This window comes from Phytoactinopolyspora halophila (assembly GCF_003287285.1).
GTDB lineage: Bacteria > Actinomycetota > Actinomycetes > Jiangellales > Jiangellaceae > Phytoactinopolyspora_A > Phytoactinopolyspora_A halophila.
The window spans coordinates 1-13,000 of record NZ_QMIG01000022.1 but is presented as its reverse complement, the minus strand read 5'-3'; the positions used below and the strand labels follow the sequence as shown (position 1 = coordinate 13,000).

15 protein-coding genes are annotated in these 13,000 nt (G+C 67.6%); 9 read left to right on the top strand and 6 right to left on the bottom strand.

The annotated features are described in order from the left end of the window. Positions 1-153: 153 nt before the first annotated feature. A complete protein-coding gene (locus DPM12_RS17340; RefSeq protein ID WP_112259612.1) occupies positions 154-861 on the bottom strand; it encodes an RraA family protein in 708 nt (235 codons plus the stop codon). Between the two features lie 209 nt (positions 862-1,070). Continuing rightward, on the bottom strand, positions 1,071-1,520 hold the full coding sequence (locus DPM12_RS17335; RefSeq protein ID WP_112259611.1) for a MarR family winged helix-turn-helix transcriptional regulator: 450 nt from the start codon (positions 1,518-1,520) through the stop codon (positions 1,071-1,073). Positions 1,521-1,571: 51 nt separating this feature from the next. On the opposite strand from DPM12_RS17335, the gene DPM12_RS17330 reads away from it, so the two are divergent. Beyond that, the gene (locus DPM12_RS17330) at positions 1,572-2,246 is read left to right on the top strand and encodes a TIGR03086 family metal-binding protein (protein WP_112259610.1); all 675 of its coding nucleotides are present in this window, start codon (positions 1,572-1,574) and stop codon (positions 2,244-2,246) included. 122 nt (positions 2,247-2,368) lie between these two features. Here DPM12_RS17330 and DPM12_RS17325 read toward each other — a convergent pair whose 3' ends face one another. Next, on the bottom strand, positions 2,369-3,415 hold the full coding sequence (locus DPM12_RS17325; RefSeq protein WP_170313720.1) for an NAD-binding protein: 1,047 nt from the start codon (positions 3,413-3,415) through the stop codon (positions 2,369-2,371). Positions 3,416-3,585: 170 nt separating this feature from the next. On the opposite strand from DPM12_RS17325, the gene DPM12_RS17320 reads away from it, so the two are divergent. The 6 genes from DPM12_RS17320 to DPM12_RS17295 all read left to right on the top strand — a co-directional run bounded on the left by DPM12_RS17320 (position 3,586) and on the right by DPM12_RS17295 (position 8,724). Continuing rightward, a complete protein-coding gene (locus tag DPM12_RS17320; RefSeq protein WP_211659096.1) occupies positions 3,586-4,209 on the top strand; it encodes a DUF4178 domain-containing protein in 624 nt (207 codons plus the stop codon). Between the two features lie 16 nt (positions 4,210-4,225). Next, positions 4,226-4,741 (top strand): DUF2617 family protein, encoded by a 516-nt coding sequence (locus DPM12_RS17315; RefSeq protein ID WP_112259608.1) that lies wholly within the window; start codon positions 4,226-4,228, stop codon positions 4,739-4,741. Beyond that, positions 4,741-5,181 (top strand): DUF4247 domain-containing protein, encoded by a 441-nt coding sequence (locus tag DPM12_RS17310; protein ID WP_112259607.1) that lies wholly within the window; start codon positions 4,741-4,743, stop codon positions 5,179-5,181. Before DPM12_RS17315 ends, DPM12_RS17310 begins: the two co-directional genes overlap by 1 nt. Before the next feature lie 80 nt (positions 5,182-5,261). Further along, positions 5,262-5,720, top strand: a complete 459-nt coding sequence (locus DPM12_RS17305) for a DUF350 domain-containing protein (RefSeq protein WP_112259606.1) — start codon at positions 5,262-5,264, stop codon at positions 5,718-5,720. After that, entirely contained in the window at positions 5,721-7,298 is a 1,578-nt protein-coding gene (locus tag DPM12_RS17300; RefSeq protein WP_112259605.1) for a polyamine aminopropyltransferase, read from the top strand. Positions 7,299-7,494: 196 nt separating this feature from the next. Then, complete coding sequence (locus DPM12_RS17295; protein ID WP_112259604.1) at positions 7,495-8,724, top strand: aminotransferase family protein; 1,230 nt, start codon at positions 7,495-7,497, stop codon at positions 8,722-8,724. Positions 8,725-8,778: 54 nt separating this feature from the next. On the opposite strand, the gene DPM12_RS17290 is transcribed toward DPM12_RS17295, so the two are convergent. From DPM12_RS17290 to DPM12_RS17280, 3 genes are all read right to left on the bottom strand, one after another. Beyond that, a complete protein-coding gene (locus DPM12_RS17290; RefSeq protein WP_112259603.1) occupies positions 8,779-9,720 on the bottom strand; it encodes an AraC family transcriptional regulator in 942 nt (313 codons plus the stop codon). A 104-nt stretch (positions 9,721-9,824) separates the two neighbouring features. Beyond that, positions 9,825-10,271, bottom strand: coding sequence for a DUF4440 domain-containing protein (locus DPM12_RS17285; RefSeq protein ID WP_158542933.1), 447 nt, complete (start codon positions 10,269-10,271; stop codon positions 9,825-9,827). Beyond that, positions 10,268-11,200 (bottom strand): SDR family oxidoreductase, encoded by a 933-nt coding sequence (locus DPM12_RS17280; RefSeq protein WP_112259601.1) that lies wholly within the window; start codon positions 11,198-11,200, stop codon positions 10,268-10,270. The genes DPM12_RS17285 and DPM12_RS17280 overlap by 4 nt, the downstream gene beginning before the upstream one ends. Before the next feature lie 54 nt (positions 11,201-11,254). Here DPM12_RS17280 and DPM12_RS17275 point away from each other — a divergent pair, with 54 nt between their 5' ends. Beyond that, positions 11,255-12,238, top strand: coding sequence for an AraC family transcriptional regulator (locus DPM12_RS17275; protein WP_112259600.1), 984 nt, complete (start codon positions 11,255-11,257; stop codon positions 12,236-12,238). A gap of 192 nt (positions 12,239-12,430) precedes the next feature. Further along, positions 12,431-13,000, top strand: a 570-nt coding sequence (locus tag DPM12_RS17270) for an Rpn family recombination-promoting nuclease/putative transposase (protein WP_170313719.1), incomplete at its 3' end; no start/stop codon positions are given.

The window sequence follows — 13,000 nt, the reverse complement described above, 5'->3', positions numbered from 1 at the left end:
CGTGGTCTGGTCACCTTCCGCACCGCATGAACCGGTCGCTGGTCCATGCGGTGCGGAAGGTGACGATCGCCGGTGCTTTCCGCGACCTTGATCGTTGACGATGTCCGGCATCATGATGCACGCGATTCTGGAGATCGTGGCGACCGGTCGGATTCATTCCTCGATTGCGCCACCCAGGGCTCGCAGGTGCTCCCGAAACGTCAGGGCCGGGTTTTCCTGGCGCCTGGCGAGGTAGGCGTCGAACTGGAGCTGATCCCGTAAAGAGGTGCCGGCGCGGATGAGCTCCGTTTGACGCCGCTCCGTATCGCGAATCTTCTCGGCCAGCGCAAACAGTTCGCCCGCCTGCTCTGCTGGAATGAACAGCACGCCGTCGTCGTCTCCGACCACCACATCGTCGAGCTCGATCGTCCATTCGCCGACCGCGGCCCACGTCAGCGCGTCCGAGGGCTGCGGATCGAGGCGAAGCGGGCCGGTCGGCGTCCTCCCGAGGCTGAACAGGGGAAGTCCGATCGCTTCGATGTCGGCCGAATCCCGATGCAGCCCCCAGATCACGATGCCGGTCAACCCGGCCGCTTGCGCTTCCAGAACGATGAGGTCGCCAACACATGACTCATCCACGCGTCCCGCGTTGTCAACCACTAGCACATCGCCCTCGGCGGCGCCGGTGCACGCCTCCAGGAACACGTCCACGCTACCGGCATGCCGAGCGGGACGCACCGGACCGACCACCCTGTCGCCCGGATTCATTGGGCGCAGTGACGGGGGCGCACAGCGCACGGGAACATCGGCGCGGATGCAGGCGTCCGCCAGGTGAGCCGTCGTCAGTGTCGCGAACCGGTCACGGAGCTCATGGTGATCCATGTCCTTCCCTCTCTCGCGTAGCCGCGCCTAAAGCGCAATTGTCGATATCGTGCCACTGGAGATCGTCGAGAGGAAGAGCGCAGACCACCGCCCGCGGGAACAACAGAAGCGGCACCACTCGTGATAATCACACCTCCCTACGTCGGTTACGCCGAGGTCGACACGCGGCGCCGCCCCGGGCCTGTCCGTGATCCGCGGGGTGTAGCGGCTCAGGCACGCAGGATGTCGTCCAGGGGTAAATCCGCGAAGGTGGTGAGGACGTCGAGGAACGTTCTGCGCTGGGCCGGGGTGAGTTCGGCGAGCAGGGCCTCCTCTGCCGCCCGGATATCGGCCTGAGCTGCGCGGCACTTCCGCTGGCCGGCGTCGGTGACGGACAGCAAGTGAACCCGGCGGTCGGCGGGGTCGGGTTCGCGGATGATATAGCCAGCGTCCTGAAGTTCGTCGAGGGTGCCGATGATCCGGGTCTTGTCCGCGCCGATGGACTGCGCGAGTGCGGCCTGGCTGCGAGCCGGCTGACCGTCGAGCGCGGAGAGGACGGAGTACCCCCACATCGAGATCTCGTGGCGGGCCAGTATACGGCGCTCCGCTGCGAGCAGTGCTTGAAACAGCGGGTGCAGCATGGCGGCCAGGTCGGCACGCCGTTCTGACTGGTCAGGCATACGAGCAAGATACCCTTCGACAATTCATAAGCAGGCGCATATGATAGGCACATGCTTACTAATGACAACGGTGCCGACAACGGCGCCGGCAACACTCCCGGCACGGGCGCCAACAGCGATGCCGACCGAACAACCGACCCGGACGTCGTCGAGCTGGATGCGCAGGCGGTCGGGCTCAGCCTCGACCTGGCGGAGACGATCCGTCCCGAAGACCTGGACAGGCCGACGCCGTGCGTGGGATGGACGCTGTACGGCTTGCTGGCTCACATGACGGCCCAGAACGAGGGCTTCGCCGCGGCATACCACGGCGACGGCGACCTGGACCGGTGGAAGTGGGTGGTGACGAACACCGACCCCGTCGCGGCACACCGCTCGTCGGCAGAGCGGGTGCTGGCCGCCTTCGCGACGAGAGAGCTGGACCGGATGATGCCGATGCCGGAGTTCGGGGCCGACCTGACCATCCCCGCTCACCAGGCAATCGGAATGCATCTCGTCGATTACGTCGTCCATTCCTGGGATCTCGCCCGCACACTCGACCGGCCACTGCAGGTCGAGGGGCCGCTGCTCGACAGGGCCTGGGAAATCGCCCGTATGGTGCCGGACGGGCAGACCCGTGTCGCTCCTGGCGCGCCTTTCGGTCCCCCGGTGCCGTGGTCGGACGAACCGACGCTGGACGGTCTCGTCGCCTTCCTCGGCCGCTCACCTCGCTGGCCGGCCGCCGCCTGAAGGCCATCCCCACCCTCGTCGCAGAGCGAGCCGAGTATGCCGCCGGCAGCCCGGAAGTCAGTGAGGCGAGGGTGGGGAATCACCACCGGCGCCCGCCTCCCCCGACGAGCAATCTCGAAACCTCACGCTCCCGGGACGGCCGCTTTCCGCACGGTCCCCGCGATCTGTCCCGGTTCCAGGCGTTCGCGGCCGACGTAGTACAACACTGAACCGGCGGGCAGCTCGGTGCTCCAGCTGGGACTCACCTGCAAGCCCTCACTCGTCCGGACGGCCAGCACCGTGGCGTCGTGGCCCTGGCCGAACGCGGTCTGGCACGCGCCGAACGTCACACCTCCCATCGAGTCCGGCAGCCGCATCGAGTAAGCATTGCCGCCGCCGTACCGCATGAGTTCCATGTACACCTGGGTGACGCCTGGATCCTGCAGCTCCTCGGTCGCCATCCGGGGCATGTGCCACTGCACGCACCGGATCGACTCGCTCACGTATTTCAGGTGGTCTGCCCGGCTCATGTCGCGCAACGCCACCACCAGGTGCGCCTCCGGGTTGAGGTGCTGGACCGACACGGCCATGGCCAGTGCCTCGTTGTCGTCGCGAGCATCCACCAGGACGCTGTACGCACGGTGGACTCCCGCCCGGCGCAGCACGTCCACATCGGTCAGGTCACCGCGGACGAACTCGACATCCCGGTCCGGCATCGGGTGAGCCTCCACGTCGTCCCACGCGCACAGCACCACCGTCCTTCCCCCCTCGGTGGGCATACCGTGCACGATGCGCTCGGTACGGCCTGGGGTGTACCCCAGCACGACCACGTGATCGGCCACATCGACCGTGATGGCACCTTGCATGCGCCGTCCTCTCGCTCTCTCGATGACGTTCGCCAGCTGGGTGAACAGGGTAGTCAGGGCGGCAATACCACCGACGATCACGTAGACACCGACCACGTGCCCCCCGACCGTCTCCGGGTAGAAATCGCCGTACCCCACCGTGGATCCGGTGACGATGAACCACCACCAGTAGTTCTCCGGCTCGACGATCGGGCTGCCGGCCGGCTCGAAGAGGACCATCAACGGCCAGCTGGTGACGAAGACGAATGCCATGACCACCGCCGCGGGCACACCAGTGCGCACTCGCGCCAACTGGCGCCGCAGGCGCGTCAGGATGATCAGCACGCGTTACCTCCCCTTCGCTCGCGGTGCCTGGCATGGCTTACGGTACGGCTCCCCGCGTGGGACCTTAGCGAAGCCGCACGCCCGCTGCCGCACGGGCACGCGTGTGCGACCCACCCGCACGTGTAGAGTGTGGGCGGACTTTCGTTGTGTAGCGTCAAGCGCGTCGATGCGTGAGAAACGCGAGGGGAACCGTGGAAGCCATCGTGGCCATCCTCGTCATCGCCGCGATCGTTGTGGCGGTGGTCGTGATCGTGCGTGCCGTCCGGTCGCGGAACCGCGCGGAGCCGGCGCCTCCTCCACCACAGGATCCGTTCGATCCGGGACAGAGCACGTTCGGCGATCCGCGCACGCTCCGAGCCGGCGACATGGTCGAGTACCTCGGCGAACGCCTCTTCGTCCGCGGCTCCCTGCGCCTGCGCGAGGGCGGATACCAGTGGAGCGAGCACTTCCTCGACGACGTCTCGGGTACCCGCAGGTGGCTGTCGGTCGAGGAGGATCCGGATCTCGAAGTCGTCATGTGGACCGAGCTCAAGGGTTCCGACCTGCAGCCGAGCGCGAAGGTCCTCACGCACGAGGGCATCGAGTACCGCCGCGACGAGCACGGCACCGCGCAGTTCACCTCCGAGGGCACCACCGGATTGGGAACGTCCGGCAGGGTGGAGTACGTGGACTTCGAAGGGCGCGACGGCCACTACCTCTCGTTCGAGCGGTTCGACGGCGGAGAGTGGGAGATCGGCCTGGGCGAACGGATCCCGTCGGGCACGTTGACGGTCTACCCGGGCAGCGACCGGTGAAGGGCTGATCGCTGCCATGCTTTCCACTCTGGACGTGCCCTACATCGACACGGACGCGGCCGAGCTGGTCTGGACGCTGGGTTACCCGCTCGCACCCGCGCTGAGCACCACCGCGATACGGCTGGGCCACGACGACGAATCGAGACTGGAGCTGCGCGTACTCGGAGCCTCGCATCAGGCGGCACTGTGCTGGCCGGGCGGGGAGCTCATCGAGACCGTCGCCTGCCTGCCAAACGAGCAGCCGCACCTGCCATCGACGATGGAACGCAGGGTTGACGGCCGACGCTACCGGTTCCGGGCGCGAGTGGAGACCGTATCCGTCGCCGAGCTCCGTTCGCGGGCCGACACGCTGCGCCAGCTAGCGACGCAGGACGGGACGCGCGACACGACGGTACTCGCCGTGTTCCCCTCCGAGCCGGACGCCGTCACCGCACTGAGCTTGGACGGTGTCACTCCCGGGGTCTCGTGGAACACCTGGCACCTATACCCGAACAGTGGACAGATCGTGACGACCAGCACGGAGGTGCGCTGATGAGAGGCTTCGCCCGGGGAGAGAAGGGGCGACGTTGCGTCGCCGCCGTCGCGCTCGTGGCGGTGCTCGCAGTGGCCGCGTGCGGCAGCACCGAACAGGACATCCGCGACCACCTCGACGAGAACTACGAGCTGGTCGACAAAAGCGACTCCTACGCCACGTACCGCTCGGACGATCCTCCGGAGCACGTCGGCGCCCGCTTATCATCCGTCGCGCGCCCCGGACGTAACCACCGAGAGGGCGACGAACTCTACATGGGCTACGAGAAGCTCATGGTACGCATCCAGCAAAAGCCTGCCACGGGCGGCTCGGAGATCGAGGTCACCAACGCCAGGGACGGCTACAGCCGCTGGGGACCCACCATCATCCCCATCTGGGGCACGTTCGGCGGAGGCTACAGCAGCGCGTTCTCCGGCGGTGGCCCCGGTTTCGGTAAATGACACATCTGACGAACGCATCGACGACACCCGTGTCGACGGCGTGAACATCGACGACGAACACGGCGAACGAGAGGACGGGCATGGTAACGACCCTCGGAATCGACGGCGATCTGACCGCCGCGGACCTGCTGGAGGAGGTCGGTATCGTCCTGGCCTACTGTGGCGTGGGCCTGCTCATGATACTTCTCGGCTTCATCCTGGTGGACCTGCTGACCCCGGGACGGCTGCGCGATCTGATCTGGACCGAGCGCAATCACAACGCGGCGGTGCTCGTCGGGACGGGCTTCGTCGCGCAAGGGCTCATCGTCATCGCGGCCATCTGGGCAAGCGCCGACGACTTCGGCGAGGGCCTGATCACGACGACCGCCTACAGCATCGTCGGGCTGGTGGTCAGCACGGTGGTCTTCCTGCTGGTCGACCTCTTCACGCCCAGTAACTTGCGCCGCGATCTGGTGCACGACGAGCCGCATCCGGGCAGCTGGGTGGTCGGGACGCTGCGCATCGTCGTGTCCGGCATCATCGCCCTGGCCATACTCTAGGTGGTCGCGCCGGCGGCACCGCCCGCTCATCGGTCTCGCCCGGCGCGGGTGGTAATTCTCGGGGCGGCGCTGCTGTGCGCCGCCTGCGGGCTGGTTTACGAGCTCGCCCTGATCGCACTGGGCAGCTACCTCATCGGCGACACGATCGTGCACGCGTCGATCGTCGTCTCTGTCATGGTCTTTGCCATGGGCATCGGGTCGCTGGTGGCCAAGCCGTTGCAGCGTTTCCCGGCGTTCTCGTTTGCCGCTGTCGAGGCGGCGCTTGCCCTGGTCGGCGGCTACGCCGTGCTGACCCTGTACAACGCGTTTGCCGTCACCGATACGTACATGCCTGTCATGATCGTCTTCGCAACGATCATCGGCACCTTGATCGGCGCGGAGATCCCGCTGCTGATGACGCTGCTCCAACGCATCCGCGCGCAGGAAGCCGGCAGCGCGGTTGCCGACATGTTCGCCGCCGACTACCTCGGTGCACTGGTGGGTGGCCTGGCGTTCCCGTTCCTGCTCCTGCCGACCCTGGGGCTGGTCACGGGAACCATCGCGACAGCAGCTCTGAACCTCGTGGCCGGCACCGTTGTCGTGCTGTGGCTGTTCCGCCGCTCATTGGCACGACGTGCATGGGTGGCGATCAGCACCATCGTCGGCGGCGTCGCGATCGCCCTCGGCGGCCTGTTCTGGCAGGCGGACGAGATCGAGGTGGATGCGCGGCAGCAGCTTTTCCGCGACCCCATCACGCACGCGGAGCGGTCGGATTATCAGGAGATCGTGCTCACCGAGCGGAACCGCATCTCGGGGGTGGACGACCTGCGGCTGTTTCTCAACGGCGATCTGCAGTTCGCATCGCCGGACGAGTACCGCTACCACGAGTCCCTGGTCCATCCGGCCCTGGCAGAGAGCCGGGAACGCGTGCTGATCCTCGGCGGGGGCGAGGGCCTGGCCCTGCGCGAGGTCCTGCGGTACCCCGACGTCGAGGAGGTCACGCTGGTCGAGCTCGACCCGGCCGTACTCGAGCTGGCCCGCGAGAACGAGAGCCTCCGCGATCTCAACGACGACGCGCTCGCCGACGAGCGGGTGCGTACGGTGGCAGCGGATGCCTTCGGGTGGGTACGGGAGCAGGTCGACGTCGGGGCGGAACCGTACGACGCCGTCATCGTCGACATGCCCGACCCCGACTCGACGGCCACGTCGAAGCTGTACTCCCTGGAGTTCTACGGCATGGTCCACGATCTCGTCGCCGATGACGGGCGGATGGTGTTGCAGGCCGGCTCGCCGTTCTTCGCGCCACGCTCGTTCGCCTGCATCCAGGAGACCGTCCAGGCGGCAGGCTTCGGGATCCAGCGCTACATGGTGTCGGTACCCAGCTTCGGTGACTGGGGCTTCGTCCTCGCCGGCCCGGCGGGAGCCGAACCGGAGCTGCGGCTGCCGGACGACGCCCCCGAGCTGCGCTACCTGTCCCCCAGCGTGCTGGATGCGGCAACCGTGATACCGCCCGACAAGGTGGTCTCCGACGTCGAGGTCTCCACCCTGGTCGATCCGGTCATCCTGGAATACACGCGACGCGAGTGGCGCACCTTCTAGCACCGTGCGAGTGCCGAGTACATCGCGCTCCCGCAGCCTACCGGGCTTACGCTGCACTTGTTGGGTTTGTGGAACGTCCAGGAGCTTCTGATGGGCGCTGGACGTTCCGCAGACCCAACAAGTGCGCCGTAGCCCGGTAGGCTGCGTTTGAGAACATGGAAGCATCTCCACCACAGCCACCACAGACGGAGGTACCGTGGGCCGCCCGAGCTTCCTTCATCCGTTCGCCAAGCCGGCATCGGAGGAATTCATCGAGATCGTTGCGGGTGAGGGAGCACTCGTCCGCGATCGGAACGGCCACGCGTACGTCGATGCGCTGGCCAGCTTGTGGTATTGCAATGTCGGACACGGCCGGCGCGAGATTGCCGACGCGGTGGCCGCCCAGATGCACCGGCTCGAAGCGTTCCACACGTTCGACAAGTTCACCAACCCGGCAGCGGACCAGCTCTGCCACGAGGTGGCCGGCGTGGCGCCGATGAACGACGCGCGGGTATTCCTCACCTCGAGCGGATCGGAAGCGGTAGACAGTGCCATCAAGATAGCCCGGGCCGCACACGCGACGGCCGGCTCGTCACAGCGCTCCGTGGTGATCAGCCGCGAGCCCAGCTACCACGGCGTCACGTTCGGTGGACTCGCCGCCACCGGGCTACCGGCGAACCAGGCCCGCTTCGGGTCGATGCTCCCCGACGTCGTGCACACCCAGAAAGACGATCTCGACGCGGTTGCCGCGGTCTTCGCGGAGCACGGCGAACGCGTGGCCGCGGTGATCGCCGAGCCGGTCGTCGGGGCTGCCGGCGTGTACCCGCCCCGCCCGGGATATCTGAGCGGCCTGCGCGAACTGTGCGACACGTACGGCGCATGGCTGATCCTCGACGAAGTCATCACCGGATTCGGCCGGCTCGGTCACTGGTTCGGCGCCCAGTACTACGGCGTCCGGCCAGACCTGATCACGTTCGCGAAGGGCATCACCTCCGGATATCTCCCGCTCGGCGGGGTCGTCGTCGGCGACGCGGTACTTGCCGCCTTCAATCATGAACCCGACTTCATTCTTCGTCACGGGCACACCTACAGCGGACACCCCACCGCGTGTGCGGCTGCCTTGGCCAATCTCGCCATCCTCCGCGACGAGAAGCTGATCGAGCGGGCCCCATCGCTGGGAGAACGGCTGGCCACGGGATTGCGTTCGCTGGAGGCTCGCGGCGCCGTCGCCGACGTCCGCGGCGACGGCGCCGTCTGGGCCGTGGGGCTGCATCAGGGAGCGGATGCCTCTGCCGTGCGTGACGCCATGCTCTCTCGCGGTGTGATCGCGCGTCCCATCGGCGCCGACACGATCGCGTTCTGCCCACCGCTGGTCATCACCGACGAACAGATCGACCAGTGTGTCGACGCGGTCGGACAGGCGGTCGAAACTGCTCGCCCGGTATGAGCGATCTCCGGGTCATGTCGAGTCTTCCCCCGCACCACTCTGCCCGCACTCCACCTAGCCGGTCCCCCGGCTGCGGCGCCGGTACCTGCCCGGCGCCACTCCGTATTGGCGCTTGAACGCGTTGGCAAACGCAAACTCCGAGCCGTAACCGACGCGCGCGGCTACGGAATCGAGCGAAGCATCCGAGGTGCGCAGCATGTCGGCAGCGACCGTGAGCCGCCACCAGGTGAGGTACGCCATGGGCGGTTGGCCGGTGAGGGAACTGAACCGGCGAGAGAAGGCGGCGCGAGAGAGCCGGGCCACGCCAGCAAGGTCCTGCACCGTCCATGATCGGGCGGGATCCTGGTGGATCGCGTTCAGGGCAGCGTTGACGGCAGGATCTGCGAGTGCTGCCGCCCAGCCCGACCCGGTCTGGTGTGCCGGAACCTCCTCGAACCAGGCCCGGAGGATGTACAGGAGCAACATGTCCAGGGCGACCGAAACGATGGCGTCCGCACCAATGTTGCCGCCGTCGATCTCCGTGCCCAGGATGTCGACCGCCGCCCGCAGTCCCGGGTGGCGTCCGACGCGCGCCGGGATGTGGATCGTGGCGGGAAGAGACCGCAGTAGCGGATGCGTCCAGCTGGGATTCAGCGTGTATCCGCCACAGAGCATGACGGTCGGCGCGACGCCGGTGTCCTCGCCAAACGAGATCGTCGTGAACACTTCGGTGTCCGCCAGAAGATCGCCGGTCGGTGAATCATCCAGCGGAGTGCCCGGAGAATCGGCGAGCATGCAGCCGTCACCGTGCGGAAAAAAGAGCACGTCGCCCGGGCTTATCGGTACGGGGTCCGCGTCATCGCTGAGCAACCAGCACGAACCTTGCAGGATCACGATAAACCCGGCAGTGCCTGGATCGTCAGGAAAACGCCGGCCCCACGGCGAGTGCCACTCCGCGCGCACGATACCGGGACGCCCCGCACGCATCGCGGAGATCACGTCACTGAGGATGTCCACACGCAGAGTCTACCTGTCACACCTGTATCAATACGATCGCTTATAGCACTACGTCATTTGCGCATACTCCGTCTTCCAGCTTGGCCCAGGCCCATGCGCACGGGTCAGGAGGCCCAGGTCTCGTGGAGGTGCCGCCAGCGCAGTCCCGTCAGCGCGTGCTCGTCGCGGACGAACACCACCGTGGCGTGCCGGGACCGGTCCGAGGCCGAGCCTCGATGTTCCTCCCGGTACGTCGCGACCACCACCGAGGCGTCGGCTGCGACGACGGCGACGTCGTGGATGTGGATCTCAAGCCCGGGTTCGCTGCCGCGCACCGCCCTGACATCGGCCACGACGCGCTCGCGATCCAGCAATGCTCCGTCGGGAACGACCATGGTGAACCCGGATGCAAGCGCGTCGCTGAAGGGCTCGAAGTCGTCCTCTCCGGCCGGGCCGTGCAACCATCGCTCGATGATCCGGTGCAGGCGGACGATCTCCTCCCCGGCCGCCGTTTCAACTGTCTGGCCGTCATGCGGCACGGCACCGCCGTCCATCACGTCGCCCGCGCTCATGCCGCTGCCTGCGCGATCCTGTGCCATGGCTGTGCGCCCGCCCAGGTTCGAAGCGGCGTGAGCTGGACGCCCAGCGCCTCCTCCACGTGTCTCGACGACGCCGCCACGGCCCAGCGGGCACAGGATCGAGCACCCTCGGCGGTGGCAAGCCAGCGATACGTGGCAGCGACGCCGGCAGCGGCGTCCGCGCCCACGGCGTACGCAAGGCCGCGCTCGAAGTCGTCGACGTCGAGCTCGGCATACTCCACTGGCCGCCCGAGTGCGGCGCCGATCTGGCCGGCCAGTTCGGTCCCGGTCACGACATCCGGGCCGCCAAGGCGCACCGTCGTCCCCTCCACTCCGTCCCGCGTCAGCGCGGCGACCGTCGCCGCGGCCAGGTCGTCATGGCCGAGCCACGCGACCGGCAGGTCGGCCGGAAGCGGGTAGCGCAGGACACCCTCGTGCACGGTGGATCCGGCCACCCACGGCGCGCAGAGGTTCTCCCGGTACACCAGCGGATGCAGCACGACGGTGGGGACACCCGAGCCGAGCAAGGTCGCTGCCGCGGCCCGGCGCGTCTCGAAGGCCGTCACGCCGGTCAGCACGTCTGGAACGCCGGTCCCGGTGTTAAACACCAGGCGGTTCACACCTGCGGCGGCAGCAGCCCTGGCGAGATGTTCGGCGTACGAGGCCACCACGGTCGGCTCGTAGACCATGGGAAGCATTACCGACGCGTGTGTCACGCCGGCGAATGCCGAGGCCATCTGGGTGGGATCCGCGAGATCGCCGATGACCGGCTCGACACCGGCGGGAAGGCGAACGGGATCGGTCCCCGCGCGGATCAGGACACGGACGTGATGCCCGTCACTCAGCAGCCGGCGGGCGACGGCCCCTCCCTGCTCGCCGGTAGCGCCGACGACGAGGTAGCGATGGTGGTCGGTGGATGTCATGCGCACGCTCCGTCACTGGTTGGTTCGGGGTGATGGCAACTAGTCTTGTCGGCCATGTCGACGCTGAGCTATAAAGCGGTGTCCTCGTCTCTTAAAGAGTCGTCCACAGAATCCGGCCATGACCTCCTGAGCGAGTTGCTCGCGCCGTTGCGCTTGCAGGGGGTCTTCCACAGCCGCTGGTCGGTGCGTGCACCGTGGGGTATCGCGGGCGAAGGCGAAGACTGCGCGCTGGTCCACTACGTCCACCAGGGCCGCTGCGTCGTCGAGATGCCCGACGGCGCCGAACCGGTCGAGCTGCGGGCAGGAGACCTCGCCGTCTTCCCGCACGGAACCGCGCACCGCCTGGGCGACCGTCCCGGGCGGAACACCGTGCCACTGGCCAGCCTCCTGCCACACCGCCCACCCGGCTCCACCCGCACCGTCCAGGTCGACGGCCCCGGTTCGCTGACCACGATGCTGTGTGGCGGCCTGCATTATGAAGCGGCGTCAGCCGCTCCGCTCTACCAGGCGCTGCCCGCGGTCTTCGTCCTCGACGCGGCCGCATTGCGCAGCCAGCCGTTGCTGGCCGACACGCTCGCGAGGCTCGCCGACGACTGGACCGACGACGAGCCCGGCGCCCAGCTCGTCGCGCTGCGTGCATTCGAGCTCGCCTTCGTGCTCGCGTTGCGGACGGGTCTGAGCGCGCTCGGCAGCCACGAGCCGGTGCTGCGCGCGCTGCGCCACCCGTCAATCAGCAAGGCGCTGCTCGCGATCCACACGAGGTTCGGCGAACCCTGGACGCTGGAGTCCCTCGCTGCCGAAGCCGGTCTCTCCCGGTCGGCATTCGCCGCCACCTTCCGGGATCTCGTCGGCCAGGCACCCATGGCACACCTCGCGGCACGCCGGCTGCAGGAGGCCGCTCGCCTCCTCGTCGAGACGGCACGGCCGCACGAGCGGATCGCCGAACGCGTCGGGTACCGTTCCGGCGTCGGCTTTCATCTCGCGTTCCGGAACCACTACGGGCAGACGCCGGGTGAGTATCGCCGTACCCGCCGCTAGGACCGCCGCCGGCGGCGCCGCAGAGCCCGTCGCCTTCGACTGGTACGACCCCCTCCACACGAGATGGCCCTGAACGGCGTGCACGGCATCTACCTCGTACCGCGGACCGGGGAGCTGGATCCAGTCGCCGTCATGCTGCCAGCTCTGGAACGTGCCCCGAACCTGTCGGTGCTGGCTTGTACGGTTCCGGGCATGTCGAGTCAGTCGGGTGGGGCCCATGATGCGGTGTTTCGTCGGATTCTTGGTGAGCCCGCGAATGCGGCCTCACAGATCCGCGCGGCCGTGCCGGCCGCACTGGTCGACCGACTCGATCTCGATCAACTCAGCCGGGCCTGCGGCAGCTTCGTCGATGCCACGCTGCGCTGGCGACACTCCGATCTGTTGTTCACCGCACCCTTGGACGGGCACGCAGCGTTCATTTACGTGCTCATCGAGCACCAAAGCGGTGCGGGTCCGCTGATGCCGTTTCGGATGCTGCGCTACGTGGTGCGCATCTGGGACAGCCACCTCAGCGAACATCCCCGGGCCACCCGCTTGCCTGCGATCATCCCGCTGGTCGTGCACCACAACCGCCGCCCATGGGCCGGGCCCACAAACGTGCTCGACCTGCTCGACCTCGACCGCGACACCACCCACGCGGCCCAGCCCTACCTGCCCCGATTCCAATTCCTGCTCGACGACCTGGCCCACCTCGACGACCACGCACTGCGCACCCGGCCGCTGACCCCGCCGGTTCGCCTCACCCTGCTGCTACTCACCATC

Bases quoted from the DNA above. Each gene is read 5' to 3' on its own strand.
- DPM12_RS17310 (WP_112259607.1), top strand. From the start codon at position 4,741: ATGAGAGGCTTCGCCCGGGGAGAGAAGGGGCGACGTTGCGTCGCCGCC.
- DPM12_RS17340 (WP_112259612.1), bottom strand. From the start codon at position 861: ATGGATCACCATGAGCTCCGTGACCGGTTCGCGACACTGACGACGGCT.
- DPM12_RS17335 (WP_112259611.1), bottom strand. From the start codon at position 1,520: ATGCCTGACCAGTCAGAACGGCGTGCCGACCTGGCCGCCATGCTGCAC.
- DPM12_RS17305 (WP_112259606.1), top strand. From the start codon at position 5,262: ATGGTAACGACCCTCGGAATCGACGGCGATCTGACCGCCGCGGACCTG.
- DPM12_RS17280 (WP_112259601.1), bottom strand. From the start codon at position 11,200: ATGACATCCACCGACCACCATCGCTACCTCGTCGTCGGCGCTACCGGC.
- DPM12_RS17285 (WP_158542933.1), bottom strand. From the start codon at position 10,271: ATGAGCGCGGGCGACGTGATGGACGGCGGTGCCGTGCCGCATGACGGC.
- DPM12_RS17330 (WP_112259610.1), top strand. From the start codon at position 1,572: ATGCTTACTAATGACAACGGTGCCGACAACGGCGCCGGCAACACTCCC.
- DPM12_RS17315 (WP_112259608.1), top strand. From the start codon at position 4,226: ATGCTTTCCACTCTGGACGTGCCCTACATCGACACGGACGCGGCCGAG.
- DPM12_RS17275 (WP_112259600.1), top strand. From the start codon at position 11,255: ATGTCGACGCTGAGCTATAAAGCGGTGTCCTCGTCTCTTAAAGAGTCG.